Source organism: Sorangium sp. So ce693 (genome assembly GCF_051521375.1).
In the GTDB taxonomy this organism is placed as follows: Bacteria; Myxococcota_A; Polyangia; order Polyangiales; family Polyangiaceae; genus Sorangium; species Sorangium atrum.
The window spans coordinates 3275573-3300626 of sequence record NZ_CP150347.1 but is presented as its reverse complement, the minus strand read 5'-3'; the positions used below and the strand labels follow the sequence as shown (position 1 = coordinate 3300626).

The following is a 25054-nucleotide window of genomic DNA, read 5'->3' as shown; positions in this document are numbered from 1 at the left end:
TTGCGCAGTCCTTCCTCTGCCGCGCAGGTCGGTCGCCTTGCGAGAAAGAAGCGGGCGAAGACGGCGCGACCAGCTCAGCGCCAGTAACCTACGGGTCCTTGGCGCAGCGGAAGCCGATGCTCCAGCCGCGCGCCGTGGAAGCGCTCGGGCGGCGGTGGGCGGAGCGCACGTACTGGCTCTCGACCGTGTCCCACCCGCCGCCGCGGAGCACACGGCGGGAGTCGTCGCAATCGTCCCTGTCGTAGGGGCAATAATGGCTCTCGGTCCACTCCCAGACATTGCCGGCCAGGTCCAGCGCGCCGGCTGGCGATTTCCCGGCCGGCGATCGCCCGACGGGGGCAGTCGCCGGGGCCGCGTCGCCGTCGTTGTACATGCGAGGCCACGGTCCCTTCCCCACCTTCTCGAGCCGCTCCGTCAGCATCCGGCTGCACTCCGGCCCGCAGGCGTTGAGGCGTTCGCCCGAGGGAGGCGCGTGGCCCCAGGGGTAGGTCCATGCGTCCTTGCCGCGCGCCGCGAGCTCCCACTCGGCCTCCGTGGGCAGCCGCTTGCCGGAGGCGGCGCAATACGCCTTTGCCTGGTACCAGTCGACGCAGTTGATGGGGTGGTCCAGCGCCTCGGGGCCGTTGCAGAACTGGCTCCAGAAGGAGCGGCCGTTGGGCGTGAGCCCCTCCGACTCGACGGTTCGCCGCGGGCGCTCGCAGGCCTGGCAGTCCCAGTAGGCCTTCACCGTCACCTCGGTGATGTCGAGGCAGAGCGGCCTCACGGTCACGCCATGCCGCGGCGTCTCGTCGCTGGGCGTCTCCGCGTCCGCGTCGGAGCCCATCTGGAACTCGGCGCCTTCGATGAGCACCATGCCGTCCGGGCAGCCGCCCGAGCCGGCCGACGGCTCGCGCAGGAACAGGAAGAGGACCCCCCCCGCGCCCGCAGCGCACGCCGCGGCGGCGAGCGGCGCGGCCCGCCGGAGGCGCGTGGCGCGCGCGCCCGAGGGGCCCCGCGCCGCGGGCCGCTCCGCGGCGCGCTGGTGGAGCACGGTGTGGCCAGCCCCGGAGTCAGGGGCAGGGCTCGCCGTCCCAGGATCGCCAGCGAGCGCGCCTGAGGTGACAGGCTCTCTCGCGAGCTCGTCGGCATCGTCAGCCGCGCCCAGAAGAGCGACCGGCGCGGCCACGGTCGTCGCGAACGCGGCCGGGTGATGGCGGCCACCGGGCGCGTCGACCTCCGCGGTCCGGGCCTCCAGGCTCGGAAACGCATCGACCATCTCGCGCGCCGACTGGAATCGGCAGGTCGGATCGACGGAGAGCGCCTTGGAGAACCAGTCGTCGATCGGCGCCGGCAGGCCCGGCCTCTGCTCGCTGGCGGGGCGGAACCTCCCCTTCAGGACCGCCGCGCCGACGGCGACGAACGAGCTGCCCTGGAACGGCAGCGCGCCGGTCAACACCTCGTAGACAATGACGCCGAGCGACCAGAGATCGGAGCGGAGATCGACGTCCTTGCTCCCCTCGAGCTGCTCGGGGCTCATGTAAGGAGCCGATCCGATCACCATCCCGGTCTCGGTGAGCGCGGGGTTCGCCGCCGGCACCGCCGCGTCGCCCGCGACCTTCGCGACCCCGAAATCGAGCACCTTGACGAAGAGCGGGTATCCCTGGCCCCCCTCCGTGATGAAGACGTTGTGGGGCTTGATGTCGCGGTGCACGATGCCGAGCTCGTGGGCGCTCTCGAGCGCGCTCCCCACCTGCCGCACGAGCGACCTCGCGGTGGCGAAGCTGAGGCGGCCGCCGCGCTCGAGGAGCTCGGCCAGCGAGAACCCGCGCAGGAGCTCCATCACGAGGTACGGCACGGCGCCGCCGACGACGCCGTAGTCCATGACCTGCACCACGTGCGGGTGCGCGATCCGCGCCGTGGCCCTGGCCTCGCGTTGGAAGCGCGCGACGAGGGCAGGACGCTCCGCCGCCCGCTCGGGGCGGATGAACTTCACCGCGACGTCGGTGTCGAGGGCGAGGTGCCGCGCCGCCCACACGACCCCCATCCCGCCCTGCCCGAGGGGCCGCAACAGGTGCAGCTTGTCCGCGATGACGAGGTCGGGTCGGAGCTCCACGAGGACCAGGCGATGGTACCACCGGCGCGCCGGCGGCTGCACCGCGGCCAGCGGAGCCTGCCGTCAGGTGGTGGGAGAGCTCCCCCTCCCTGCCGGAAGGATGAAACCGCCAAGGCGCCACAAGACGCCAAGATTTTTGTATCTCACTTGGCGTCCGTGGCGTCCTTGGCGGCTCAAAAGACCCCGCCTTCGGCCAGCGCGGCTACGGCTTCGCCTTCTCGTCGAGGAAGCCGGTCACCCACGCGAACGGCGCATTCCAGTTGATCGTGATCTCGTTCAGGCTCCAGGCCTCGATGTTGTCCACGAAGCACCGCTGCGGGACGCACCCCTTGAGGCCGGCGCTCTGGGCATAAGGATCCTGGAGCGAGGAGTTCGGCCCGCCGGAGACGGCGCCGGGCGGCGCCTTCGGGTACTTGCTGTTCGCCTGGTGCGCCCAGAACCGGTGGTGCGGGTTCTCGAGCGGCTTGTCGCCGTAGCCGGTCACGTACGACTGCCCGAGCGGGTTGCGCCCGAGGATGTAGTCCATGCCCAGCACCACGCCGTCGAGGTACTTCGGCTGCTTGGTGAAGTCGTGGGCGAGCGCCACCACGAGCATGTTGTTCAGCAGGCCCGAGTTCGAGCCCCAGTCGTACTTGCCTTCATGCGTCCGAGCGATGAGCGTCCGGTACCCCTCCTTGTCGGCGATGGCGAGGTACTGGTCGGCCGCCTTCGCGATGCGGCCGCGGATCTCCTTCTGCCACGCCGCGTCCACGTGGCCGGGCACGATCGCCATCGAGATCTGGCCAAGCGCGTCGGTGACCCGCCAGTTCATCGACGCCGCGCCCCCTTCGACCTCCGTCGGGAACCGCGCGTTGAGCGGCGAGTCCTGAAGGAACTTCTTGTACTCCGGCTTCCCCGTCGTGACGAAGAGCTCCGCCGCCGCCCAGTAGAACTCGTCCTTGACGTCGGTGTCGTCGTAGGGCCCGCCGCCCTTGTCGCCGCCGGGCGGCGCGTAGAGGGCCGGGTTCTGCTTCGCCGCCGCCCAGGCGCGCTCGGCGGCCTTCAGGCACTTCGCCGAGAACGCCGCGTCCACCGTCTTCCAGATGCGCGCGCACTGCGCCCCCGTGGCCGCGACGTTGAGCGTCGCCGCGGTGCTCGGCTTGTGGAGGAAGCGCGCCAGCTTGTCCTCGTGCGGCGCGAGGCCGACGCCCGTCCACGACTCGTCATGCATCTTGTGGTGGACCATGCCGGCGAGCGGCTTGCCTTCCGGCACCTGCATGCCCATCAGGAACTCGAGCTCCCAGCGCGCCTCGTCGAGGATGTCGGGCACGCCGTTCTTGCCCTCGGGGATGTTGAGCTTGCCGTCCGCGAAGTCGGCGCTCGAGGCGCCGAGGTGCTTCGTGCGCTCGTACCAGTTGAGCAGCGTCCACACCGAGATGCCGCCGTTGACCACGTACTTGCCGTGGTCGCCGGCGTCGTACCAGCCGCGGGACGCGTCGAGCGCATAGTCGCAGCCGCTGTCCTTCAGGCAGCGCGTGCTCTTGTCGCTGAGGTGCCCCGCCGGGCGCGCCAGCTCGGGCTTGCCGGCGAACGGCATCTTGATCTCGATGCCGCTCCGGTTGTGGTAGAAATACGCGAGCGCGTCGTACTTGAGCTTCTGGTAAAGGCCCGTTCCGATGTCGAACGGGAAGCTCTTCTCCTCCCCCACCTTGAGCACGTAGCCCTGGCCCGGCGCCTTGACGGCCGTGAAGTCGACGAGGTGGACGTGATCGCCGGAGGCGCCGTCCTTTCCGAAGACCTTGGTCTGACCGTGGGCAACCGGCTTGCCGGAGGCGTCGAGCAGCTCCCACGCGACCGGCGCTGTCGCCGCGCTGTTCACGCTGGCGATCTTGATGGCGCCGGGTAGATACCCGACCTGGTTCACGGCGACCTTCGGCGCCGCCGACTCGGTCACGGGCGCGGCGGCCTTGAACTGCGGGTCGTCCAGGCGGATGTCGTCGATGCAGACCTCGAACGGCTCCTTGGCCGACGCCATGGCGCCGCCGATGTGGAACGCGAGCTCCGCCGTGGCGTCATCGGCCTTCCCCATCGTGAACTTGCCGGAGAAGGTCTTGGGCTCGGTCCCGAGGATCACGGTGTCCGACCAGTACTCCTCGTAAGGCGGCCCCGACATGCCGACCTTCGGGCGCGCCTTCGTGGGCGAGGACGCCCACGCCTTGTACTGGATGGTGTAGCTGTGCCCCTTCTGGATCACCATCTCCCGGTGGCGGAACTGGGCATCCCAGTTGTTTGACCCCTTGTTCGTCACCGTGACGCAATAGGCCCCCTTCTTCACCTCGGCGCTGCCCGCGCCAGGCGCGGTGAACGAGGTGTTCCAGGGCAGGCTCTTGTTGTCGTCGAAGTCGGATGCCTTGAGCAGGTTGGTCCGCGCGGGCTCGGAGCCCCCCGAGGCGCTCGCGTCGGGGCTCGCGCCGGCGGGAGGGGCGGCCCCCGCTCCGGGGCCCTGCGTGACAACGCATCCAGCGCTCAGCCCGAGCGCGAGCGCGAGCGCGGACACCCGCCCCGCTCGGCGGAGGATCGACTGCTTGAGAAAAAGGTCCTTCATAAGTCCTCGGTTCACGACTGGGAGCAATCGGCGCATAGAAAGCGGCGATTCTGTCCGTCTTGTCAAGCGCAATCCTTACGGACGCGCGGGTTCGAGGCGTCGCGGCGGCCGTCCCGTCGACGTTCGCCAGCCAGCGATGCGCAGCCTGCCATCACCCGCCATCCCGCGCGGCCCTGCGGCGCGCAGCGATTCCGCGCGATCTGCGGCGCGCGGAAGGCCCAGCAAGTTCGCGCTGGTACCCGTGGCGAGGCCGCACTAACCTCCGCCGCACCTCGCGCCGTACCAGGATGGCGATCGAGCACCCCAGGAGACGACATGGCAAAGCACAGCTTCTCAGTCCCCTTCAGCGGTTCCTCTCAAGACATCGTCGCGAAGGCCAAGGCGGCGATCGAGAAGGCCGGCGGCAAGTTCACGGGCAACGAGGGCAAGGGCGACTTCTCGGTGCCGACGCCGGCGGGGACCGTGAAGGGGACGTATGCCGTCTCGGCTCAGAGCTTCTCCGTGGACATCACGGACAAGCCCTTCATCGTGCCCGGCAGCGCGATCGAGTCCCAGGTGCGCAAGTTCCTCGAGACGGCCTGAGCCCTCTCGGGGCGCACGCCGGCGAGCGCTCCCGCCCCGGAGCGGGAGCGCTGTGGCTCGGAGCAGGGGCGGCGAGCGCGGCATCGAGGACCGCTGCCTGCGCCTGCCCGACGGGAGCTGGGTCGACATCGAGGTGGTCGACCGCCTGGGCCCGGAGGGCCCGAGGATCACCGACATCAACCTACCGGGCCTCGTCGTGCCAGAGGCGGCGCTCTCGCGCCTCGTGGACGAGCTCGACGCGCTCGCCCGCGACAGCCGCTGGTTCGTGCTGGCAGGCAGCGTCCCGGCCGGCGTACCCGACGATATAGAGCCTCTCGACGACGCCGCGTGATCCCTCGCTGCGTGCTGGAGGCGAGAACGCAACGCGAGGCACCATAGAAACCAGCGCGTGCGATCGAGCTCATTCACGATAACGAGTGACAAGCGCCATCGCATCGTCGAGAATGAAACATGGACCACGTTACGGGGGAGGTCCTGCAGGCGGATACGTGCGTCGCTCGAGCGGCCGAGTCCAAGAGCTGCGCGCCAGCGATGCAGAAAGCTCTCTGCGGCGAGCCGCCGAGTCCGCGCGCGCTCGCGAAGCCTGTCCTCGTGCTGGAGCCCTGGGGCGATACCTCGCTGGCGCGCGTGCTCGACCAGGGCCCGCTGCCGGTGGGGGGCGCGCTGCGCCTGGGCGCCGCGCTCGCGCGCAGCCTGGGCGAGGTGCACCGGCGCGGCGTCCTCCACCGCGACATCAAGCCGCACAACGTCCTGGTCGACGCCGAGCGGACGCGCGCCTGCTTGATCGACGTCGGGCTCGCGACCTCTTGCGCGCCCCGGCTCGCCGCGCAGAGGTCGCCGGAGGCGGTCTCCGGAACGCTGGCGTACATGGCGCCCGAGCAGACGGGCCGGATGAACCGAGCGCCGGACGCCCGGGCGGACCTGTATGCGCTGGGCGCCACGCTCTACCAGCTGCTGACCGGCGCGCTGCCCTTCGACGCGACCGACGCGCTGGAGCTGATCCACGCGCACATCGCCCAGGCGCCCGTGCCCCCGCACGAGCGCGCGCCCGAGCGAAACATCCCCGAGGCCGCGAGCGCGATCGTGCTCAAGCTGCTGGCCAAGAGCCCCGAGGACCGCTACCAGACGGCGAGCGGCGCGGCCTGGGATCTGGAGCGGGCGGCGCGGGCCTGGGTCGAGACGGGAACCGTGGCGCCGTTTCCGCTGGCGAGGCGCGACTGGGACGATCGGGTCCGAGCGCCCTCGCGCCTGTTCGGCCGGGAGCGCGAGGGCGCCGCGCTCGAGGCGCTGTTCGACCAGGCGTGCGGCGGCGCGACGGTCCTGGCGCTGGTGGCAGGGCCCTCGGGCGTGGGCAAGTCGGCGCTGGTGCAGGCGCTGCAGGGCCAGGTGCGCGCGCGGCGGGGGATCTTCGCCGCCGGCAAGTTCGACCAGCTGCAGCGCAGCACGCCGCACGCGGCGCTGGCGATGGCGCTGCGGTCGGTGGTGCGGCGGCGGCTGGCGGATCCGGCCGAGGTGCTCGAGCGCTGGAGGCAGGCCTTTCAGGGAGCCGCGGGGCCGAACGGGCAGATCCTCGTCGAGCTCATGCCCGAGCTTGTGCACATCCTGGGCGAGCCGAAGCCGCTGGTCGAGCTCGGGCCGATGGAGGCCAAGCTCCGCTTCCAGACGACGGTGCTGCGCTTCGTGCGGACGCTGGCCACGGCCGAGCACCCGCTGGTGCTGTTCATCGATGACCTGCAGTGGGCGGACGCGGCGTCGCTGGCGCTCCTGGGCGAGCTGCTGAAGGAGCCTGCGGGCCAGCACCTGCTCGTGGTGGGGGCGTACCGGGACGAGGCGGTGAGCCCGGAGCACCCGTTGAACGCGCTGCTCTCGGCCTCCGCGGCCCCGGGCGCCGTGACCGGACGGATCGCGCTTTCGCCGCTCGGCGCGGAGGCGGTCGCGGCGATGGTGGCGGACATGCTCGATCGGCCCGCGGCCGAGGTGGAGGAGCTCTCGCGGCTGGTCAAGGACAAGACAGAGGGCAGCCCGTTCTTCGTCGGGCAGTCTCTGCAGCTCTTGCACGAGCGGAAGGTGCTTTCGCGCGACGCGGAGACGGGGCGATGGCGATGGCAGCGAGAGGCGATCGAGCGGGCGGGGATCACGGACAACGTCGTTGCGCTGCTGACCCGCAGGCTAGAGCTGCTGTCGCCCGAGCTGAAGCGCGCGCTGCAGACGGCGGCGTGCGTCGGCGACCGGTTCGACGCCGAGCTCTTGGCGCACCTTTCGGGGCAAGAGGCGGAGACGGTCAGCGCCCTTTTGGCGGAGGCGGCGCGCGAGGGGCTCTTGGTGCACGAGGCCGAGCGCGGGCACGAGGCCTACGCCTTCGTGCACGACCGGGTCCAGCAGGCCGCCTACGAGGCGCTCACGGCAGAGCAGCGGCTGTCGCTGCACCTGCGGATCGGCCGAGCGCTGCGGGCTCGGCACGGCGTCGCGTGCGCCGATGGGGAGCTGTTCGCGACGCTCTACCACCGCAACCGGGCCGCCGAGCGGCTGACGGACGCCCAGGAAAAGCGCGATCTTTCGGAGCAGAACCTGCGCGCGGGGCAGCGGGCCAACGCCAGCGCGGCCTACGCGCAGGCCGCGGCGTTCCTCGGGACGGCGGCGTCGCTGCTGGGCGAGGAGGGGTGGACCGAGGCCCCGGAGACGACCTTCGAGGTGCACCTGGTCATGGCCGAGGCCCTCTGGCTCGCGGAGCAGGTCGACGAAGCGGAGCGGCTCTTTCAGCGCTGCCTGGAGCGATCGCGGGACCCGCTCGAGCGCGCGCGCGTGGCCAGCGTCTCGATCGTGTTTCTCCATGTCACAGGCCGCTCGGCGCAGGCCATCGAGCTCGGCCTCTCGGCGATGGCGTGGCTCGGGCGGCCGCTGCCGAGGACCCCGGAGGAGCAGCAGGCGCTGTTCGACGCGCTCATCACCGAGATCGAGCCCGCCCTGCATCGCATGACCGTCGAGGACTGGGAGGCGCTGCCGATGAGCGCCGACCGCGCCCACGCGCTGCGGTGCAAGATCCTGGAGGTGCTGGGGCCCTGCGCCGCCTTCTGGATGTCCTCGCTGAGCCGGTGCTGCTGGCCGATGATCGTGCTGGAGACGCTGCGGTACGGGCTGACGAAGAGCTCGTTCGCGGGCTGCGTGTGCACGGCCTTGCTCCTGGCCTACCTCCTGGGGAAGCTGCCTCTGGCGCGCCAGCTGAACGAGCCCATGCTGGCGCTCATCGATCGGTACGACGTCGCGCGCGCCACCGCGCGCTTCAACGCCACGGTGGCCGCCATGTACTGGACGCCGCCTCCGAAGATGAGGGAGCTGTACGCGCACGCGGCGCGCACCGCCGCCGAGGAGCGCGACCCTGTCGCCGAGGCGTTCAGCGAGATCCAGGGGGCGATGTTCCAGCTGATCGCCGGAGGTGACCTCGATCGCGTCGCGCGCGACCTCGACCGCATGGCCTACCGCGACCCGATGGCCATGGACTTCCGGAACATCATCGCCCGCTCGGTCGCCGCGCTCTCGCAGGCCCAGGCCGCGCGCGCCGTCGAGCGGACGCTCGCGGAGATCGCGCGACCCGCGCGGGACGCGACAGCGATGGCGCTCCTGACCGCCACGATGGCCCTGGCGGGGTGGACCGGGGTCCATTTCGGCGCTGACGCGTGGGCGGTCGAGGCGGTCCTCGCCGTCGAGCCGGAGTGGCAGGTCTCGTGGGGAACTCCCATGCTCATCGCCCTGACGTCCGCGCTCTGCGTCGCCGGAGCGCACGCCCTCCCCACCGCCACCGCCGAGCGGCGCGCGCTGATCGAGGATCGGCTGGCCTTTCACGGCGCGCGCCTCTCCCTCTGGGCCCAGGGTTGCCCCGAGAGCTTCGAGGCCGCGCGCCTGCTGATGGAGGCGGGCCGCGCTCGCGCCCGGGAAGAGCACGAGGAGGCCGGGCGGCTGTACGACCAGGCCATCGAGCACGCCCGCGACCAGGATCTGGTCAGCACGGAGGCGCTCGGCTTGCGCTTGGCCGGCGAGCACCGCCTCGCCCGCGGGCACCGCGCGCTGGCCCGCGCCTATCTCTCGGCCGCGCACGACGCCTACCTGCGCTGGGGGGCACGCGCGGCGGCCGCGCGGCTCGCACGGCGCTACCCGGACAGCATCGCGGCTCCGGGCCGCCCGGCGCTCGCCGCGGACGAGCCGCCGGAGGGGGCGTCCGCGCCGACGAGCACGATCATCACCGACCGCACGCTCCACGCGTACCTGGACATCGCCTCCGCGCTGCGCGCCGCGCAGGCGCTCTCCGGCGACCGAAACCTCGGCTCGCTCGTCGGCCGCATGCTCCGCCTGCTCGCCGAGTACTCCGGCGCCGAGCGCGCCGTGCTCGCCCTCATGCAGGGCGGCGAGCTCGTCATCGCCGCGCTGCTCACCGTCAATCCCCGGCAGGTCAAGCTGGCGCTCGACGAGCCCGTCGCCGGCTCGACGCGGCTGCCGGCGACGCTGGTGCAGTACGTCGCGCGCAGCAAGGAGCCGGTGGTGCTCGGGCAGGCGGCGAGCGACAGCCGCTTCGACGAGGACCCCTACCTGCTCGCCCACCGGCCCGGCTCGGTGCTCGCCGTACCGCTTGTGCACCAGGGGCGCCTGTCCGGGGTGATGTACCTGGAGCACCCGCGCGTGGAGGACGCCTTCCCCCAAGCCCGCGTCGAGCTGGTGACGCTCCTCGGCGCGCTGGCGGCGACGGCGGTGGAGAACGCCACGTTCTACACCGAGCTGTCCGCGTACAACGAGCGGCTGGAGCGCGAGGTGGCGCAGCGCACCGGCGAGCTTGAGGCCGCCAAGGAGGCGGCCGACAACGCCAACCGCGCCAAGAGCGAGTTCGTATCCAGCATGAGCCACGAGCTGCGCACCCCGCTCAACAGCATCCTCGGCTATGCCCAGCTGCTCGGCCGGATGACCGATCTGCCCGCCAAGGCCGCCGACTCGGCCCGCATCATCCACACCGCCGGCACGCACCTGCTCAGCCTCATCAACGACGTGCTCGATCTGGCCAAGATCGAGGCCGGCAAGATGGACCTGCACCCGACCGCGGTCGACCTGCCCACGCTCCTCCGGACCGTGGCCAACCTCTGCCGGGTGCGCGCCGTGGAGAAGGGTCTCTCGTTCGCTTACGAGCGTGTCGGCCCCGAGCGGCTGGTGGTGCGCGCCGACGAGAAACGCCTCATGCAGGTGCTGCTCAACCTGCTGGGCAACGCCATCAAGTTCACCGAGCAGGGCGGGGTGACGTTGCGCGTCGAGGTGCTGGAGCCGCCGGAAGAGCGAGGGCGCACGGTGCGCTTCCAGGTCGAGGACACCGGCCCCGGGATCGCCCCCGAGCACCTGGGGCGCATCTTCGAGGCCTTCGAGCAGGTCGGTGACGAAAGGCGGCACGCCGAGGGCACGGGCCTCGGGCTGGCGATCACGAAGAGGCTCGTCGAGCGGATGGGCGGCAGCATCGAGGCCAAAAGCCAGCTCGGCCACGGCTCGGTCTTCACGGTGACGCTCCGGCTGCTCGAGGTGGCCGCGGCCAAGGCCAGCGCGGGGCTGTCGTGGGAGGCGATCCTCGGGTACGAGGGCGAGCGCCGCACGATCCTCGTGGTGGACGACAAGGCCGAGAACCGCGCGCTCTTGCGCGACTTGCTAGAGCCGCTGGGCTTCGAGCTGCTGGAGGCCGACAGCGGCGAGCGCGCGCTCGCGCTGGCCGTCGAGCGAACACCGGACGTGATCGTGTTGGACCTGGCCATGCCGGGCATGGACGGCTGCGAGGCGACACGGCGCTTGCGGCAACGGCCCGAGCTCGCCCGAGTCGCGATCATCGCCTCGTCCGCCAGCATCTCGGAGGCCGAGCGACAAACGAGCCTCAGCGCCGGATGCGACGACTTTCTGCCCAAGCCGGTGCAGGCCGGCGCACTCTTGGAGCTGCTCCGAGCGACGCTCCAGATCGAGTGGAAGCGCCAAGCAGGGCCGGGCGCGGCCGTGACCCCTCCCCCCATGACCGATGCGGAGATCGGCCTGCTCACCCCCCCATCGGCAGAGGAGCTTTCGCGGCTCCTCGATCTGGCCGACCAAGGGCACGTCTCCGGGGTGCTGAACGAGCTCGGTCGGCTCGAAGAGGCCGATCCGCGGCTCGGAGCGTGGATCGAGCAGGTGCGCGCGGTGGCGCGGAGCTTCCAGATCAAGCGGCTCCGCGCCCTGCTCCGGGCACAGGTCGCGAGCGTGTCACGGCAGCTCCCCTGACCGCACCTCTGGAGTCCGCTCACGCGGCCAGGGACTACCAGCAGCTCGACGGCAATGGGTCGCACATCCAGTACCTCTACAACGTGCAGCCCGCGAGGGGGGAGTTCGGCAAGGGGAGCACGTACGACGGGTACGATGATTCGCCCTTCATATCCTCGAATCGTTTTGCTTTCCTCCCCCTCTCTTCCCCGTGCTGTGCGGGCGAGCCCAACGAGCTTTTTTTAGGGATGGCACGAGCGAGCTCGTACACGATGGGGCATGACGCTCGTCAGCTCATGAGCGAGAATTATGCCCCATGGAGTACGTTCTCGGCGAGGTCCTGCACTCCGGAGCGGACATGTGCATCGTGCGAGCCACCCACGCCAAGACGGGCGGCAAGGTGGTGCTCAAGCTGCCGCATGGCGAGCCGCCGAGCCCGCGCGCGCGGGAGCAGCTCAAGCACGAGCACGCCGTGCTGCGCGCGCTCGATGTCCCCGGGGTCATCCGGGCGCTCGGCCTCGAAGAGCACGACCGCAAGCCGGTGCTCGTGCTGGAGGCCTGGGGCGACACCTCGCTCGCCCGCGTGCTCGACCAGGGCCCGCTGCCGCTCGGGGTCGCGCTGCGCCTGGGCGCCGCGCTCGCGCGCAGCCTGGGCGAGGTGCACCGGCGCGGCCTCTTGCACCGCGATATCAAGCCGCACAACGTGCTGGTCGACGCCGAGCGGACGCACACGTGCTTGATCGACTTCGGGCTCGCGACCTTTTGGACTCCCGAGCTCGCCGCGCAGACGTCGGTGGAGGCAATCTCGGGGACGCTGGCGTATATGGCGCCCGAGCAGACGGGCCGGATGAACCGAGCCCTGGACGCGCGGGCGGACCTGTACGCGCTGGGCGCCACGCTCTACCAGGTGCTGACCGGCGCGCTGCCCTTCGACGCGACCGACGCGCTGGAGTTGATCCACGCGCACATCGCCCGGGCGCCCGTGCCTCCGCACGAGCGCGCGCCTGAGCGGAGCATCCCCGAGGCCGTGAGCGCGATCGTGCTCAAGCTGATGGCCAAGAGCCCCGAGCACCGCTACCAGACCGCCGACGGCGCAGCCTGGGATCTGGAGCGGGCGGCGCGGGCGTGGGTCGAGACCGGGACGGTGGCGCCGTTTCCGCTGGCCAAGCGCGATTGGGACGACCGGGTCCGCGCGCCCTCGCGCCTGTTCGGTCGGGAACGCGAGAGCGCCGCGCTCGCGGCGCTGTTCGACGAGGCGTGCCGCGGCGCGACGGTGCTGGCCCTCGTGGCGGGGCCGTCGGGCGTGGGCAAGTCGGCGCTGGTGCAGGCGCTGCAGGGCCAGGTGCGCGCGCGGCGGGGGATCTTCGCCAGCGGCAAGTTCGACCAGCTGCAGCGCAGCACGCCGTACGCGGCGCTGGCGCAGGCGCTGCGGTCGGTGGTGCGGCGGCGGCTCTCGGACCCGGCCGAGGTGCTGGAGCGCTGGAGGCAAGCCTGGCAAGAGGCCGCGGGGCCGAACGGGCAGATCCTGGTCGAGCTCATGCCCGAGCTTGTGCACATCCTGGGCGAGCCCAGGCCGCTGGTCGAGCTCGGGCCGATGGAGGCCAAGCTCCGCTTCCAGACGACGGTGCTGCGCTTCGTGCGGACGCTGGCCACGGCTGAGCACCCGCTGGTGCTGTTCATCGATGACCTGCAGTGGGCGGATCCGGCGTCGCTTTCGCTCTTGGGCGAGCTGCTGAAGGGGCCTGCGGGCCAGCACCTGCTGGTCGTGGGCGCCTACCGGGACGAGGCGGTGGGCCCCGAGCAGCCGCTGAACGCGCGGCTGGATGCCTCCGCAGCTCCGGGCGCCATGACCGGGCGGATCGCGCTTTCGCCGCTCGGCGCGGAGGCGGTCGCGGCGATGGTGGCGGACATGCTCGATCGGCCCGGGGCCGAGGTGGAGGAGCTATCGCGGCTGGTCAAGGACAAGACCGACGGCAGCCCCTTCTTCGTCGGGCAGTTTCTGCAGCTCTTGCACGAGCGGAAGCTGCTTTCGCGCGACGCGGAGACGGGGCGGTGGCAATGGCAGCGAGAGGCGATCGAGCGGGGAGGGATCACGGACAACGTGGTCTCGCTGCTGACCCGCCGGCTAGAGCGGCTGTCGCCCGAGTTGCAGCGGGCGCTGCAGACGGCGGCGTGCGTCGGCGACCGGTTCGACGGAGAGCTTTTGGCGCATCTCTTGGGGCAGCAGGCGGAGACGGTCAGCGCCCTGCTGGCGGAGGCGGCGCGCGAGGGGCTCTTGGTGCACGCGGGCGAGCGGGAGCACGAGGCCTACGCCTTCGTGCACGACCGGGTGCAGCAGGCCGCCTACGAGGTGCTGACGGCGGAGCAGCGGCTGGCGTTGCACCTATCGATCGGCCGAGCGCTGCGGGCGAAGTACGGCTTCGCGTGCGCCGACGGGGAGCTGTTCGCGACGCTCTACCACCGCAACCGGGGCGTCGAGCGGCTGACCGAGGCCGAGGAAAAGCGCGATCTGGCCGAGCAGAACCTGCGCGCGGGGCAGCGGGCCAACGCCAGCGCGGCCTACGCGCAGGCCGTGGCGTTCCTCGGGACGGCCGCGTCGCTGCTGGGCGAGGAGGGGTGGACCGAGGCGCCGGAGACGACGTTCGAGGTGCACCTGGTCATGGCCGAGGCCCTCTGGCTCGCGGCGCAGATCGACGAAGCGGAGCGGCTTTTTCTGCGCTGTATCGAACGAGCGCGGGAACCGATCGAGCGCGCGCGCGTGGCCAGCATCTTCATTGGCTGTCTTCATACCGTCGGCCGCTTTGCGCAGGGCATCGAACTTGGCCTTTCGGCGATGGCGTGGCTCGGGCGCCCGCTGCCGAGGACCCCGGAGGACCAGCAGGCGCTGCTCGGCGCGATCATCGCCGAGATCGAGCCCGCGGTGGAGCGCATGACCGTCGAGGACTGGAAGGCTCTGCCGATGAGCACCGACCGCGCCCACGCGCTGCGGTGCACGCTCCTGGAGGTGCTGGGGACCTGCGCCGCCTTCTGGATGCCCTCGCTGAGCCGGTGCTGCCGGCCGATGATCGTGCGGGAGACGCTGCGGCACGGACTGACGAAGAGCTCGTTCGCGGGGGTCGCGAACACGGCCTTGCTCCTTTCGTACGCCCTGGGGAAGGTGCCTTTGGGGCGCCGGCTGACCGAGGCCATGCTTGCGTTCATCGATCAGCACGACGTCTCGCGCGCCGTCGCGCTCCTCAGCGGCGCACTGGCCTCCATGTACTGGACGCCGCCTTCGAAGGTGGGGGAGCTGTTCGCGCGCGCGGCGCGCACCGCCGCCGAGGAGCGCGATCTGTCCTATGAGGCCTACAGCGAGCTCTGTGGGGTGATGCTCCGGCTGTTCACTGGAGCCGACCTCGATCGCGTCGCGCGCGACTTCGACCGCATGTCCTGCCGCGACCTGATGGCCACGGCGTTTCGAGACATTCTCGCCCGTTCGGTCGACGCGCTCTCGCAGGCCCAGGCCGCGCATGCCGTCGAGCAGACGCTCGAGGAACTCGCGCGGCACGTGCGGGGCGTGAAACCGCAGCTTTTCTACGCCGGTACGATGGCGGGCTTTACCGGGCTCCACCTTGGCGCCGACACGCGGGCGATCGAGGCGGCCCTCGCCATCGAGCCGGACTGGCAGGCGTCGTGGGGCACCCCCCCGCTCCTCGCCTTCACCTTCACGCTCTGCGTCGCCGGGGCGCATGCCCTCCCCACCGCCTCCGCCGAGCAGCGCGCGCTGCTCGAGGACCGGCTGGCCTTCCACGGCGCGCGCCTCTCCCTCTGGGCCGAGAGCTGCCCCGAGACCTTCGAGGCCATGCGCCTGTTGATGGAGGCGGGCCTCGCCCGCGCCCGGGAAGAGCACGAGGAGGCCGAGCGGCTGTACGATCGGACCATCGAGCAGGCCCGCGATGACGGCCTGATCGACGCGGAGGCGCTCGGCCTGCGCCTGGCGGGCGAGCACCGCCTCGCCCGCGGACAGCGCGCCCTGGCCCGCGCCTATCTGTCGGCCGCGCACGACGCCTACCTGCGCTGGGGCGCGCTCGCCGCCGCCGCGCAGCTCGTTCAGCGCTACCCGGACAGCATCGCGGCCTCGGGCCGCCCGGCCCTTGCGGCCGGCACGTCGGAGGGCGAGCCGCCGGACGGGGCGTCCCTGCCGACGAGCACAACCATCACCGACCGCACGCTCCATGCCTACCTGGACATCGCCTCCGCGCTGCGCGCCGCGCAGGCGCTCTCCGGCGACCGAAACCTCGGCTCGCTCGTCGGCCGCATGCTCCGCCTGCTCGCCGAGCACTCCGGCGCCGAGCGCGCCGTGCTCGCCCTCATGCAGGGCGGTGAGCTCGTCATCGCCGCGCTGCTCACCGTCAATCCCCGGCAGGTCAAGCTGGCGCTCAACGAGCCCGTCGCCGGCTCGACGCGGCTGCCGGCGACGCTGGTGCAGTACGTCGCGCGCAGCAAGGAGCCGGTGGTGCTCGGGCAGGCGGCGAGCGACAGCCGCTTCGACGAGGACCCCTACCTGCTCGCCCACCGGCCCGGCTCGGTGCTCGCCGTACCGCTTGTGCACCAGGGGCGCCTCTCCGGGGTGATGTACCTGGAGCACCCGCGCGTGCAGGACGCCTTCCCCGAGGCGCGCGTCGAGCTGGTCACGCTGCTCGGGGCGCTGGCGGCCACGGCCGTGGAGAATGCCACGTTCTATACCGAGCTCTCGGCCTACAGCGAGCGGCTGGCGCGCGAGGTGGAGCAGCGCACCGCCGAGCTGGAAGCCGCGAAGCAGACGGCCGACCACGCCAGCCGCGCCAAGAGCGAGTTCCTGTCCAGCATGAGCCACGAGCTGCGCACGCCGCTCAACAGCGTCCTCGGCTATGCCCAGCTGCTCGGCCGGATGACCGACCTGCCCGCCAAAGCCGCCGACTCGGCCCGCATCATCCACACCGCCGGCACGCACCTGCTCGGGCTCATCAACGACGTGCTCGATCTGGCCAAGATCGAGGCCGGCAAGATGGACGTGCGCCCGACCGCGGTCGACCTGCCCACGCTCCTTCGGACCGTGGCCAACCTCTGCCGGGTGCGCGCCGTGGAGAAGGGTCTCTCGTTCGCTTACGAGCGTGTCGGCCCCGAGCGGCTGGGGGTGCGCGCCGACGAGAAGCGCCTGATGCAGGTGCTGCTCAACCTGCTGGGCAATGCCATCAAGTTCACCGAGCAGGGCGGGGTGACGTTGCGCGTCGAGGTGCTGGAGCCGCCGGAAGAGCGATGGCGCACGGTGCGCTTCCAGGTCGAGGACACCGGCCCCGGCATCGCCCCCGAGCACCTCGGGCGCATCTTCGAGGCCTTCGAGCAGGTCGGCGACGAGAAGCGGCACGCCGAGGGCACAGGGCTAGGGCTGGCGATCACGAAGAAGCTCATCGAGCGGCTGGGCGGCAGCATCGAGGTCGATAGCCAGCTCGGCCGAGGCACGGTCTTCACCGCGACGCTCCGGCTGCTCGAGGCGACCGCGCCCCAGGGGAGCGCGGGGCAGTCGTGGGAGGCGATCATCGGGTACGAGGGCGAGCGCCGCACGATCCTCGTGGTGGACGACGACGCCGAGAACCGCGCGCTGCTGCGCGACTTGCTGGAGCCGCTCGGCTTCGAGCTGCTGGAGGCCGACGGCGGCGAGCGCGCGCTCGCGCTGGCCCTCGACCGGACGCCGGACGTCATCGTGATGGACCTGGCCATGCCGGGCATGGACGGGTACGAGGCGACACGGCGCTTGCGGCAAAGGCCCGAGCTCGCCCGAACCGCGATCATCGCCTCGTCCGCCAGCACCTCGGAGGTCGAGCGGCACGAGAGCCTGAGCGCGGGATGCGACGACTTTCTGCCCAAGCCGGTGCAGGCCGGCGCGTTCCTGGAGCTGCTCCGAGGCACGCTCCAGCTCGAGTGGCAGCGCCGAGCGGGGCAGGGCGCGGCCGTGACCATGCCCTCGATGACCGACGAGGAGCTCTGCACGCTCCCCGCCCCACGGGCCCAGGAGCTGGCGCGGCTCGTCGAGCTGGCCAACAGAGGGCTCGTCTCCCAGGTGCTGAACGAGCTCGATCGGCTCGAGGAAGCCGACCAGCAGCTCGGAGCGTGGAGCGGGCAGGTGCGCGCGGTGGCCCGAAGCTTCCAGGTCAAGCGGCTCCGCGGTCTGCTCCAGGCGCAGCTCCGATACGGCATCACGGCAGCTCCCCCGACCGCGCAGCCCGAAAGACGGCAATGGCGGGCGCGCCCAGGCGAAAAATTTTAGTGGAGGGGACGTGTTAGAAGATTGTCGCGACCGGTTCACGCAGGCGCTACGTTGCCATCGTCTCCGATGAACAGAACCTCAGAGCCTGGTGTCCCGTCGTATACCATCCTGATGGTCGACGATGTGCCGGAAAGCATGGCCGTGACAGCCGCTCAGCTCGAAGAGCGAGGCTTTCGGGTGGCGGTCGCTCAAGATGGTGAAGATGCGTTGGAGCGGGCCGAGCTCCTCTCTCCCGATTTGATCCTGCTCGACGTATTGATGCCGGGAATGGACGGCTTCGAGACGTGCCGGCACCTGAAAGCGTCTGAAAGCACCAAGGGCATTCCGGTGATCTTCATGACCGCCCTGGGAGAGACGGCCCACAAGGTGGCCGGGTTCGAAGCCGGCGGCGTCGATTACGTCGTCAAGCCTCTGGAGCTCGACGAGGTTCTGGTGCGAGTCAAGACACACCTGGAGTTGTATACGATGCGCGCGGAGCTCGAGGCGCAGAACGTTCAGCTGCGGCGAGAGATCGAGGAGCGCGAGCGATTGCAGGCCGCGCTGCGCTGCGCCCACGATAAGCTGGAGCGGAGAGTGGCGGAGCGCACGACCGAGCTCGCCGCGGCCAACGATCTCCTGAAACAAGAGAACAGCGAGCGTAAGCGGGCCGAGGAGACATTGCGCGAAAGCCAGGGCATGCTGCAGGCGATCATCGACAATTCGGCGGCCATGGTCTACGTCAAGGACCTGCAGGGCCGATACCTGCTGAGCAACCGCCGTTTCAGGCAGCTGTTCCACGCGACGCTGGAGTCGAACGAGCCGATCGCGTCGATCGATTCGATCATCGGCACGACCGACCACGATCTCTTCCCCCCGGAGCAGGCGGAGATACTCCGCTCGTTCGACAGGCGGGTGCTGGAGGCCCAGGAGCCCCTGGAGACCGAGGAGGTGGTGCCGCAGGGCGACGGGATGCACACCTATATCTCGGTCAAGTGCCCCCTGTTCGACGCCGAAGGCAAGCCCTACGCTGTGTGCGCTATCTCCACGGACATCACCGAACGCAAGCGGGCGGAGGAAGAGCGGGAGAGGCTGCTGGCCAGCGAGCAGGCGGCGCGTTCCAAGGCCGAGGCCGCCGACCGGATGAAGGACGAGTTCCTCTGCACGCTCGGCCATGAGCTGCGAACGCCGCTGACTTCTATCCTCGGCTGGGCGCATATTCTTCTCCGCGCGGACAAGTCGGACGTAGCCAGGGTGCAGCGCGGCCTCGAGGTCATCGAGCGCAACGGCATGGCCGAGCTGGAGCTCGTCGAGACCCTGCTCGACGTCTCCGCCATCCTCTGCTGCCAGGTGGACCTGAAGCGGCAGCCGGTCAGCATGGCCGAGGTCATCCAGGCGGTCGTCGACTCTGTAACTCCAGCCTCGGAAGCGAAGGACGTCTGCATTTCGCTTTCGCTCCGCTCAACGACCGGCCGGGTCTTAGGCGATCGCGGTCGCCTGGAGCAGATCGTGCGCAATCTGCTGAGCAACGCCGTCAAATTCACGCCCGCTGGCGGGCGCGTGGCTGTGTCGCTGGAGGAGATGGGAGCAAAGATCCAGCTCCGCATCAGCGACACCGGCGAGGGGATCAGCGCAGATTTTCTTCCCCACGTGTTCGACAAATTTCGCCGGGCAAACAGCTCGACCACCCGCTGGCACAGCGGACTTGGCCTGGGGCTCTCGATCGTGCAGGATCTGGCGAGGATGCACGGCGGAGAGGTTCACGCCGAGAGCGCCGGTGAGGGTCGGGGCGCGGTGTTCATCGTGGACTTGCCTCTGATGCCGGTGGTCGAGGAGACCGCTGCTCCGCCTTCGGCCGACGCAGGGGAAGCGCGCTCGGTCTAGCACCACCGCGGGGAGTTGGCCGGTCAGACGCCGTCGCCGGCGAGGTGGACCTTGAGCACGCTCTCCTCCGCCGGCACGCCGAGCCGAAGGGGAAACCCGTAGTGTCCTGTCCCGCGATGGACGTAGAGCCGATCGGGGCCGCGGGCCCACAGGCCGTGATCGGGCATCTTCACGAAGAGCTGGAGGGCGGTCCAGGAGCCTCCGAGGCTGACCAGGCCGAGCTGCCCGCCGTGGGTGTGGCCCGAGAGCACGAGATCGCCCTCCCCCTCGCCAAGGTGGCGGAACGCGCCCGGATCGTGGAGCAGGACGAGCCGGAGCGCCCCCTTCATGCGCGGGTGACGGGCGCAGACCGCCGCCATGCGCTCCGCCCGATCGCGGTAATGGAAGTCCATCCCGAGGACCTGGACCGGCCCGGCGGCGGTCTCGACGAGCGCCGCGTCGTCCACGAGCAGGCGCACCCCCGCGCGCGCGAGCGCGGTCGCGACGTGGCGGGGCGACTCGTGATCATGGTTGCCGTGGCACGCGAACACACGCCCCTCCAGGGCGCGGAGCGGGGACAGGGCCTCGGCGAGGTGATCCGCGGTGTCCTGCGACTCCATGGTCAGGTAATCGCCGGTGAGCACGACGAGATCGGGATCGCGCTCCACCGCGCGCTCGCAGATGCCGCGGAGCCGAGCGACCGACATGAACGGACCGAGGTGCGGATCGGTGATCTGGACGATGCGGAGGGGCCGGCGCGCGCCGGGCGCCCCCTCGCGCGGGAGCGGGTGGCGGCGCAGCCCGTCGACGGGGGCGCGGTCGACGACGAGCTCGATCTCCTCCCGGCGGGCGGTGAGCGACTGGAGGATACCGACGACGGCGAGGGCGAAGGGCACCCAGAGGCCGTACGGCGTGGCCCCGAGCCCGCTCGCCATGGCCCACGGGAATGACAGGAAGATCGCCGCCACGAAGTAGGACGCGGGGATGCTCACGAGCACGCGGTAGGCGAGCGGCCGCATCCGGGGGCTCGAGAGCAGGAGGAAGTGCAGGTACACCGCGCCCTGGAGGTACGCGAACCCCGGCGCGAGCGGGCCGACGTGGCGGAAGAGCGCGCACGAGATCAACGTGTGGATGCCGAGCAACACGCCGACGAACCGCGCGTAGAGCCCGCCCCGGCGGCGCCTCGCCGCTGCCACGACGACGAGCCAGGCCAGGACGGAGGCCGCCCAGAACAGGACGATGGGGGACACGAACTTCAATCGACGGCTCCAGGCGACCCAGGCGCACAGGACCACCGTGGTCAGCTCTGCCTGGACGGACGCGGAGTGTCCCGCGTCCAGCGCGTCCGCGCCAGGCGCCACCGGAGACCGACCGCCTGATTTGCGGGGCGCCGGCGTGGACGCGCCGGTCGGGCGCCCTGCTCGCCACGCTCGCCGCCCGGCGCGCTCCCGGCGGCGTTGCGGCGCGAGGATTGGTACGTTCGATGAGGGGCTGAGGCCTCTTCATGTCCATGGCTCCTTCCGGTGCTCCGGGAGGGCATCGCCGCGAGGGTCGTCCCGATGATCCCCTACACCAGGCGCGCTTGGCTGCCGATGCTGGTCTCGCCGCGGGGCTCCTTGTCGCCGGGCGTGATGCGACGCGTGCTGGCCTTCGGGGTCATCGCCGCGGCGCTCTGGCTGGCGCACAGGCTCATCCCCCGCGTGTCGCTCTCGATCGGCATTCACGAGGTCGCCGGCGCGGTGATCGCGCTCATCCTCGCGTTCCGCACGAACACGGCCTATAACCGCTTCTGGGAGGGTCGCACCCTCTGGGGCTCGATCGTGAACTCGAGCCGCAACATCACGCGCATCGTGAACGCGCACGCCGCGGTCGACCCGGGCGCGGCGCGCGAGGTCGCCGTCTGGGTGGTGGTGTTCGTCCACGCCGCGCGGCGCTCGCTGCGCGGGCAGGTCGAGCGCCCGGAGATCGACCGGCTGCTCCCGGCGGAGCAGATCGGGGCTCTTGCGGAGCACGCTCACCCGCCGCTCCGTGCAGCGCAGCAGATCTCCGAGCGCCTCGCGGCCTTCGTCCGGGCCGGGAGCCTCGAGCGCAACATGGCTGTGTGCGCCGAGGAGCAGCTGAGCGTCCTCGTCAACTGCCTGGGAGGCTGTGAGCGCATCCTCAAGACCCCCACGCCGCTCGGCTACATCCTGCTGCTACAGCGGGGCGTGGCGCTCTACCTGGCCACGCTGCCCCTCGCCCTCGTCGAGGCGCTCGGGGTCCTGACGCCCCTCGTGACGATGATGGTGGCGTATCCCGTCCTGATGATCGAGGCGCTCGGCGGTGAGCTCGACGACCCGTTCGGCCACGAGCCGAACGACCTGCCCCTCACGCGCATCTGCGACACCATCGAGCGCGACCTCCTGGGGTCGTCGCCGCTCAACTTGGTGATGGCGTCGAAGGCCGAGAGCTACCAGGACTGAGCGCGGCGCGGCGATGGGGGCTCCTCTCTCGCCCCTTCCCGAGGAGGGCGGAGGAAGGCGCTCTGCCTCTCAGCCGCCGTGGCGACGCCGCGCGCTCTTGGCAATCTGCTGGACAATATCGTAGATCTGCGGCGCTCGCGGGCGTGGCCCCGCGTCGCTGAGGCCTGGACGCACCCATGACGGACCGCTACGCCATCATCGGCAATCCCATCTCCCAGACCAAGTCGCCTGCGCTGCAGACCGCCTTTGCCGAGCAATGCAGGCAGGACATGGTGTACGGCGCGATCCTCGGCGAGCTGGATGGCTTCGCCGCCGCCGTGCGCGAGTTCCAGAAGAGCGGCGGCAAGGGCATGAACATCACGATGCCCTTCAAGCTCGAGGCCTTTGCGCTGGCCGACGAGCTGACGCCGCGCGGCCGTGCCGCTGGAGCGATCAACATGTTCACGTTGCTCGCCGACGGCACCCTCCTCGGCGACAACACCGACGGCTTCGGCATCGTGCGCGACATCACCCACAACCTCGGCCGCTGCCTCAAGGGCGCGCGCGTGCTCCTCCTCGGCGCTGGCGGCGCGGTGCGCGGCGCCTTGTTGCCGCTCTTCGATGAGCAGCCGGCCGAGATCTTCGTCGCCAACCGCACGGCCAGCAAGGCCGTGGAGCTCGCGGCCGAGTTCGGCCCGCATGCCGGCGCCACCCAGCTCGCCGGCGGCGGCTTCGCCGACATCGCCGGGCGCTTCGACGTGATCATCAACGGCTCCGCCTCCTCCATGGCCAACGAGGTGCCGCCCCTGCCCGCCGACGTGTGGAACGAGGGCTCGCTGGCCTACGACATGGCCTACAAAAAGGAACCGACCGCCTTCGTGCAGGCCGCACGCGCGGCCGGCGTGGGTCAGACCACCGACGGCCTCGGCATGGTGGTCGAGCAGGGCGCCGAGTGCTTCACCCTGTGGCGCGGCATGCGGCCCGACACCGCGCCCGTGCTCGCTGCGCTGCGGAAAGCCTGAGAGGCGCGCACGGCGTGGATGAGCTCACCGAGCTCGACATGCGCTCTGGCGCATGGCTGACGGCCCGCCGACACCTCGTCTCGACGGATGACTCCGGGGCTGGCGGGACGCACAAGGAGCAGACGAGCCCCTGCGATTGCGCGACCGAACATGCCAATAGCGTACCAACGACGGAGACCGCGTCGAGACGGCATTTTCGCCACCACGGCGGCGCGACGCTGCTGCCTGAGAAGCAGCAGATCAGCAGCTCCGCTGCTCAAGGCGCAGGACGGTCATGGAGTGACTGGTCACCTGGACCGAGCGCCGGTCGCTGGACACCGAGGCCGTGGCGAGGCAGCGTTGTCGCCGCCAGCCCGAGAAGGACATCGCACGAGGCAAGTGTGCTTGCCACGGCGAGAGGAGGAGAGTAATTCCCGGATCGCGTGATCGCAGCAGCGTCCTACCACGGCGGCAACCTGGCGACCGACGATCCAGACAGCCCGCACCTCCTCGCGCCGCGGATCCGCGCGCGCGTGTACGTGGCGGGCGCGATCGAGGACGCCTCGTTCCCTGACCAGCAGAAACAGCGCTTGACCGACGCCCTCCAGCAGGCGGGCGTGCAGCACACGGTCGAGACGTATGAGGGCGCGAAGCACGGCTGGGTCCCCTCCGATTCAGCTGTGTACAACAAGGCCGCCTCCGAGCGCCACTACCAGACATTGCTCGCGCTGTTCGACGCGACGCTCACGTCGGCACCTCCGAAGAACTGAGCGCTGAACCCCGAAGGTCGGCTGCGAGCGTGGTGTTCTCCAAGGCTTTTTTCGACCTGCAGTTCTCGTTCGCGGAGAAGGTGCGGGCCTTGTCGGGGATGTCCCTGGGAAGCGCCCTCTTCGGGTACACGAACCTCTATGTTCGGTTCGGCCTCGGGCGCGCGTTCGACGCGCAAAACGAGACGTGGCAGGCCTATGTAGCCGGTCTGCCCGGCACAGAAGGCGGGGAAGCCGGCCGCGAGTGGACGTACCGTTTCTATCTGAAGGATCCCGAAGCGACGACCGCGCCGCCCGTCGTCGCGACCTCTGGATGCTTTTCTTACGCCCTGTCGAGCGTCGATCGTGCTCGTTTGCACTTCCGGAATGCAGAGACGGACGGCAGCTCGCCTCTCGGCGCCGCGCGAGTCGAGCGGCGACGGGCTGACCTGTCGGCGCTCGTCGAGCACATGAAACGAACGACAAGCGAGGTCAACCTGGTGACCGGCGGTTCGTGGCTCTACAACCTCGACGCGTACCGCCGACTGTTCCCGCCGGCGTACGGCTCGTCCGCTCACGTGGTTCCCGCCCGGTACCAAAGCATGACGCTCTGGGGTCAGTTCCTTGATCATCACGGCCAGGTCAAGGAATCCATGACGCGTCCATTCCTGAGGTCTCTCGCGCAGCGCGCGAGCCTCGATCGCCTGGAGGAGTGCTTCCCCTTCCAGGTGCTCGCAGTCCACGCTCCGGCGCAGGAGTTCTACGATTTCTATGCCGTCTAGAGCGCGGAGCAGGTCCCCCGTGGGGCGCCATGCGGGCGGCTCGGCCTGCTGACCGGCGTTCGCCGTGCGCTCACTCCGCGCAGCGCGTCACATCGACATCACCCACAACCTCGGCCGCGACCTCACGGGCACGCCCGAGCCGTCGAGGTCACGCTCCGGCGCGCCTTGGCACAGAACGCACCACGTGTAATCGCGCAAGTAGATGAAATCACACTGTTCTTACTCGGTACGCGCCGTGCATCGCGGCATGCCCGGCCGCGTCCGACGTCGGCATGTGACGACCCTGGCGGCCGAGGAGATCCCAATGCATACCCGTTTCCGCTTCGCTTTCATGGTGGGAGGCCTTCTCGCGCTGGGAGCGTGCTCGGGCGGATCGAGCTCGGCAGACGGCGGCGACGGAGAGATCCCCGGGAGGGGCGCCGGCGCTGACCCCGGTGCTGGCCCCGATGCGA

12 protein-coding genes are annotated in these 25054 nt (G+C 70.6%); 9 read left to right on the top strand and 3 right to left on the bottom strand.

What is annotated here, in order from left to right; genetic code table 11:
* Positions 1 to 88: 88 nt before the first annotated feature.
* Together WMF14_RS12700 and WMF14_RS12695 are read right to left on the bottom strand one after the other, a co-directional pair.
* Positions 89 to 2092 carry a bifunctional serine/threonine-protein kinase/formylglycine-generating enzyme family protein gene (locus tag WMF14_RS12700; protein ID WP_437801214.1) on the bottom strand — a complete coding sequence of 668 codons (2004 nt, stop codon included), beginning with the start codon at positions 2090 to 2092 and terminating at the stop codon, positions 89 to 91.
* 202 nt (positions 2093 to 2294) lie between these two features.
* The gene (locus WMF14_RS12695) at positions 2295 to 4676 is read right to left on the bottom strand and encodes a glycoside hydrolase family 9 protein (protein WP_437801212.1); all 2382 of its coding nucleotides are present in this window, start codon (positions 4674 to 4676) and stop codon (positions 2295 to 2297) included.
* A 315-nt stretch (positions 4677 to 4991) separates the two neighbouring features.
* On the opposite strand from WMF14_RS12695, the gene WMF14_RS12690 reads away from it, so the two are divergent.
* The 5 genes from WMF14_RS12690 to WMF14_RS12670 all read left to right on the top strand — a co-directional run bounded on the left by WMF14_RS12690 (position 4992) and on the right by WMF14_RS12670 (position 19653).
* A complete protein-coding gene (locus WMF14_RS12690; protein ID WP_272103018.1) occupies positions 4992 to 5258 on the top strand; it encodes a hypothetical protein in 267 nt (88 codons plus the stop codon).
* Positions 5259 to 5310: 52 nt separating this feature from the next.
* Positions 5311 to 5589, top strand: a complete 279-nt coding sequence (locus WMF14_RS12685) for a hypothetical protein (RefSeq protein ID WP_437801210.1) — start codon at positions 5311 to 5313, stop codon at positions 5587 to 5589.
* A 119-nt stretch (positions 5590 to 5708) separates the two neighbouring features.
* Complete coding sequence (locus WMF14_RS12680; protein ID WP_437801208.1) at positions 5709 to 11528, top strand: AAA family ATPase; 5820 nt, start codon at positions 5709 to 5711, stop codon at positions 11526 to 11528.
* A gap of 295 nt (positions 11529 to 11823) precedes the next feature.
* Entirely contained in the window at positions 11824 to 17793 is a 5970-nt protein-coding gene (locus WMF14_RS12675; RefSeq protein WP_437801206.1) for an AAA family ATPase, read from the top strand.
* Positions 17794 to 17904: 111 nt separating this feature from the next.
* A complete protein-coding gene (locus WMF14_RS12670; RefSeq protein ID WP_437801204.1) occupies positions 17905 to 19653 on the top strand; it encodes an ATP-binding protein in 1749 nt (582 codons plus the stop codon).
* A gap of 23 nt (positions 19654 to 19676) precedes the next feature.
* Here WMF14_RS12670 and WMF14_RS12665 read toward each other — a convergent pair whose 3' ends face one another.
* Entirely contained in the window at positions 19677 to 20993 is a 1317-nt protein-coding gene (locus WMF14_RS12665; protein WP_437801202.1) for a metallophosphoesterase, read from the bottom strand.
* Positions 20994 to 21191: 198 nt separating this feature from the next.
* Here WMF14_RS12665 and WMF14_RS12660 point away from each other — a divergent pair, with 198 nt between their 5' ends.
* The 4 genes from WMF14_RS12660 (at position 21192) to WMF14_RS12645 (ending at position 24602) form a co-directional block, all read left to right on the top strand.
* Positions 21192 to 22094, top strand: coding sequence for a bestrophin family protein (locus WMF14_RS12660; RefSeq protein ID WP_437801200.1), 903 nt, complete (start codon positions 21192 to 21194; stop codon positions 22092 to 22094).
* Between the two features lie 176 nt (positions 22095 to 22270).
* Positions 22271 to 23095 carry a shikimate dehydrogenase gene (aroE, locus tag WMF14_RS12655; protein ID WP_437801198.1) on the top strand — a complete coding sequence of 275 codons (825 nt, stop codon included), beginning with the start codon at positions 22271 to 22273 and terminating at the stop codon, positions 23093 to 23095.
* A gap of 422 nt (positions 23096 to 23517) precedes the next feature.
* Complete coding sequence (locus WMF14_RS12650; protein ID WP_437801196.1) at positions 23518 to 23844, top strand: dienelactone hydrolase family protein; 327 nt, start codon at positions 23518 to 23520, stop codon at positions 23842 to 23844.
* Between the two features lie 29 nt (positions 23845 to 23873).
* On the top strand, positions 23874 to 24602 hold the full coding sequence (locus tag WMF14_RS12645) for a hypothetical protein (RefSeq protein WP_437801194.1): 729 nt from the start codon (positions 23874 to 23876) through the stop codon (positions 24600 to 24602).
* Positions 24603 to 25054: the final 452 nt, after the last annotated feature.

What these genes read in the sequence shown, in the direction of transcription:
- WMF14_RS12695 (WP_437801212.1), bottom strand. Translation starts at nt 4,676, where the DNA reads ATGAAGGACCTTTTTCTCAAGCAGTCGATCCTCCGCCGAGCGGGGCGG.
- WMF14_RS12690 (WP_272103018.1), top strand. Translation starts at nt 4,992, where the DNA reads ATGGCAAAGCACAGCTTCTCAGTCCCCTTCAGCGGTTCCTCTCAAGAC.
- WMF14_RS12680 (WP_437801208.1), top strand. Translation starts at nt 5,709, where the DNA reads ATGGACCACGTTACGGGGGAGGTCCTGCAGGCGGATACGTGCGTCGCT.
- WMF14_RS12675 (WP_437801206.1), top strand. Translation starts at nt 11,824, where the DNA reads ATGGAGTACGTTCTCGGCGAGGTCCTGCACTCCGGAGCGGACATGTGC.
- WMF14_RS12670 (WP_437801204.1), top strand. Translation starts at nt 17,905, where the DNA reads ATGGTCGACGATGTGCCGGAAAGCATGGCCGTGACAGCCGCTCAGCTC.
- WMF14_RS12660 (WP_437801200.1), top strand. Translation starts at nt 21,192, where the DNA reads ATGATCCCCTACACCAGGCGCGCTTGGCTGCCGATGCTGGTCTCGCCG.
- aroE (WP_437801198.1), top strand. Translation starts at nt 22,271, where the DNA reads ATGACGGACCGCTACGCCATCATCGGCAATCCCATCTCCCAGACCAAG.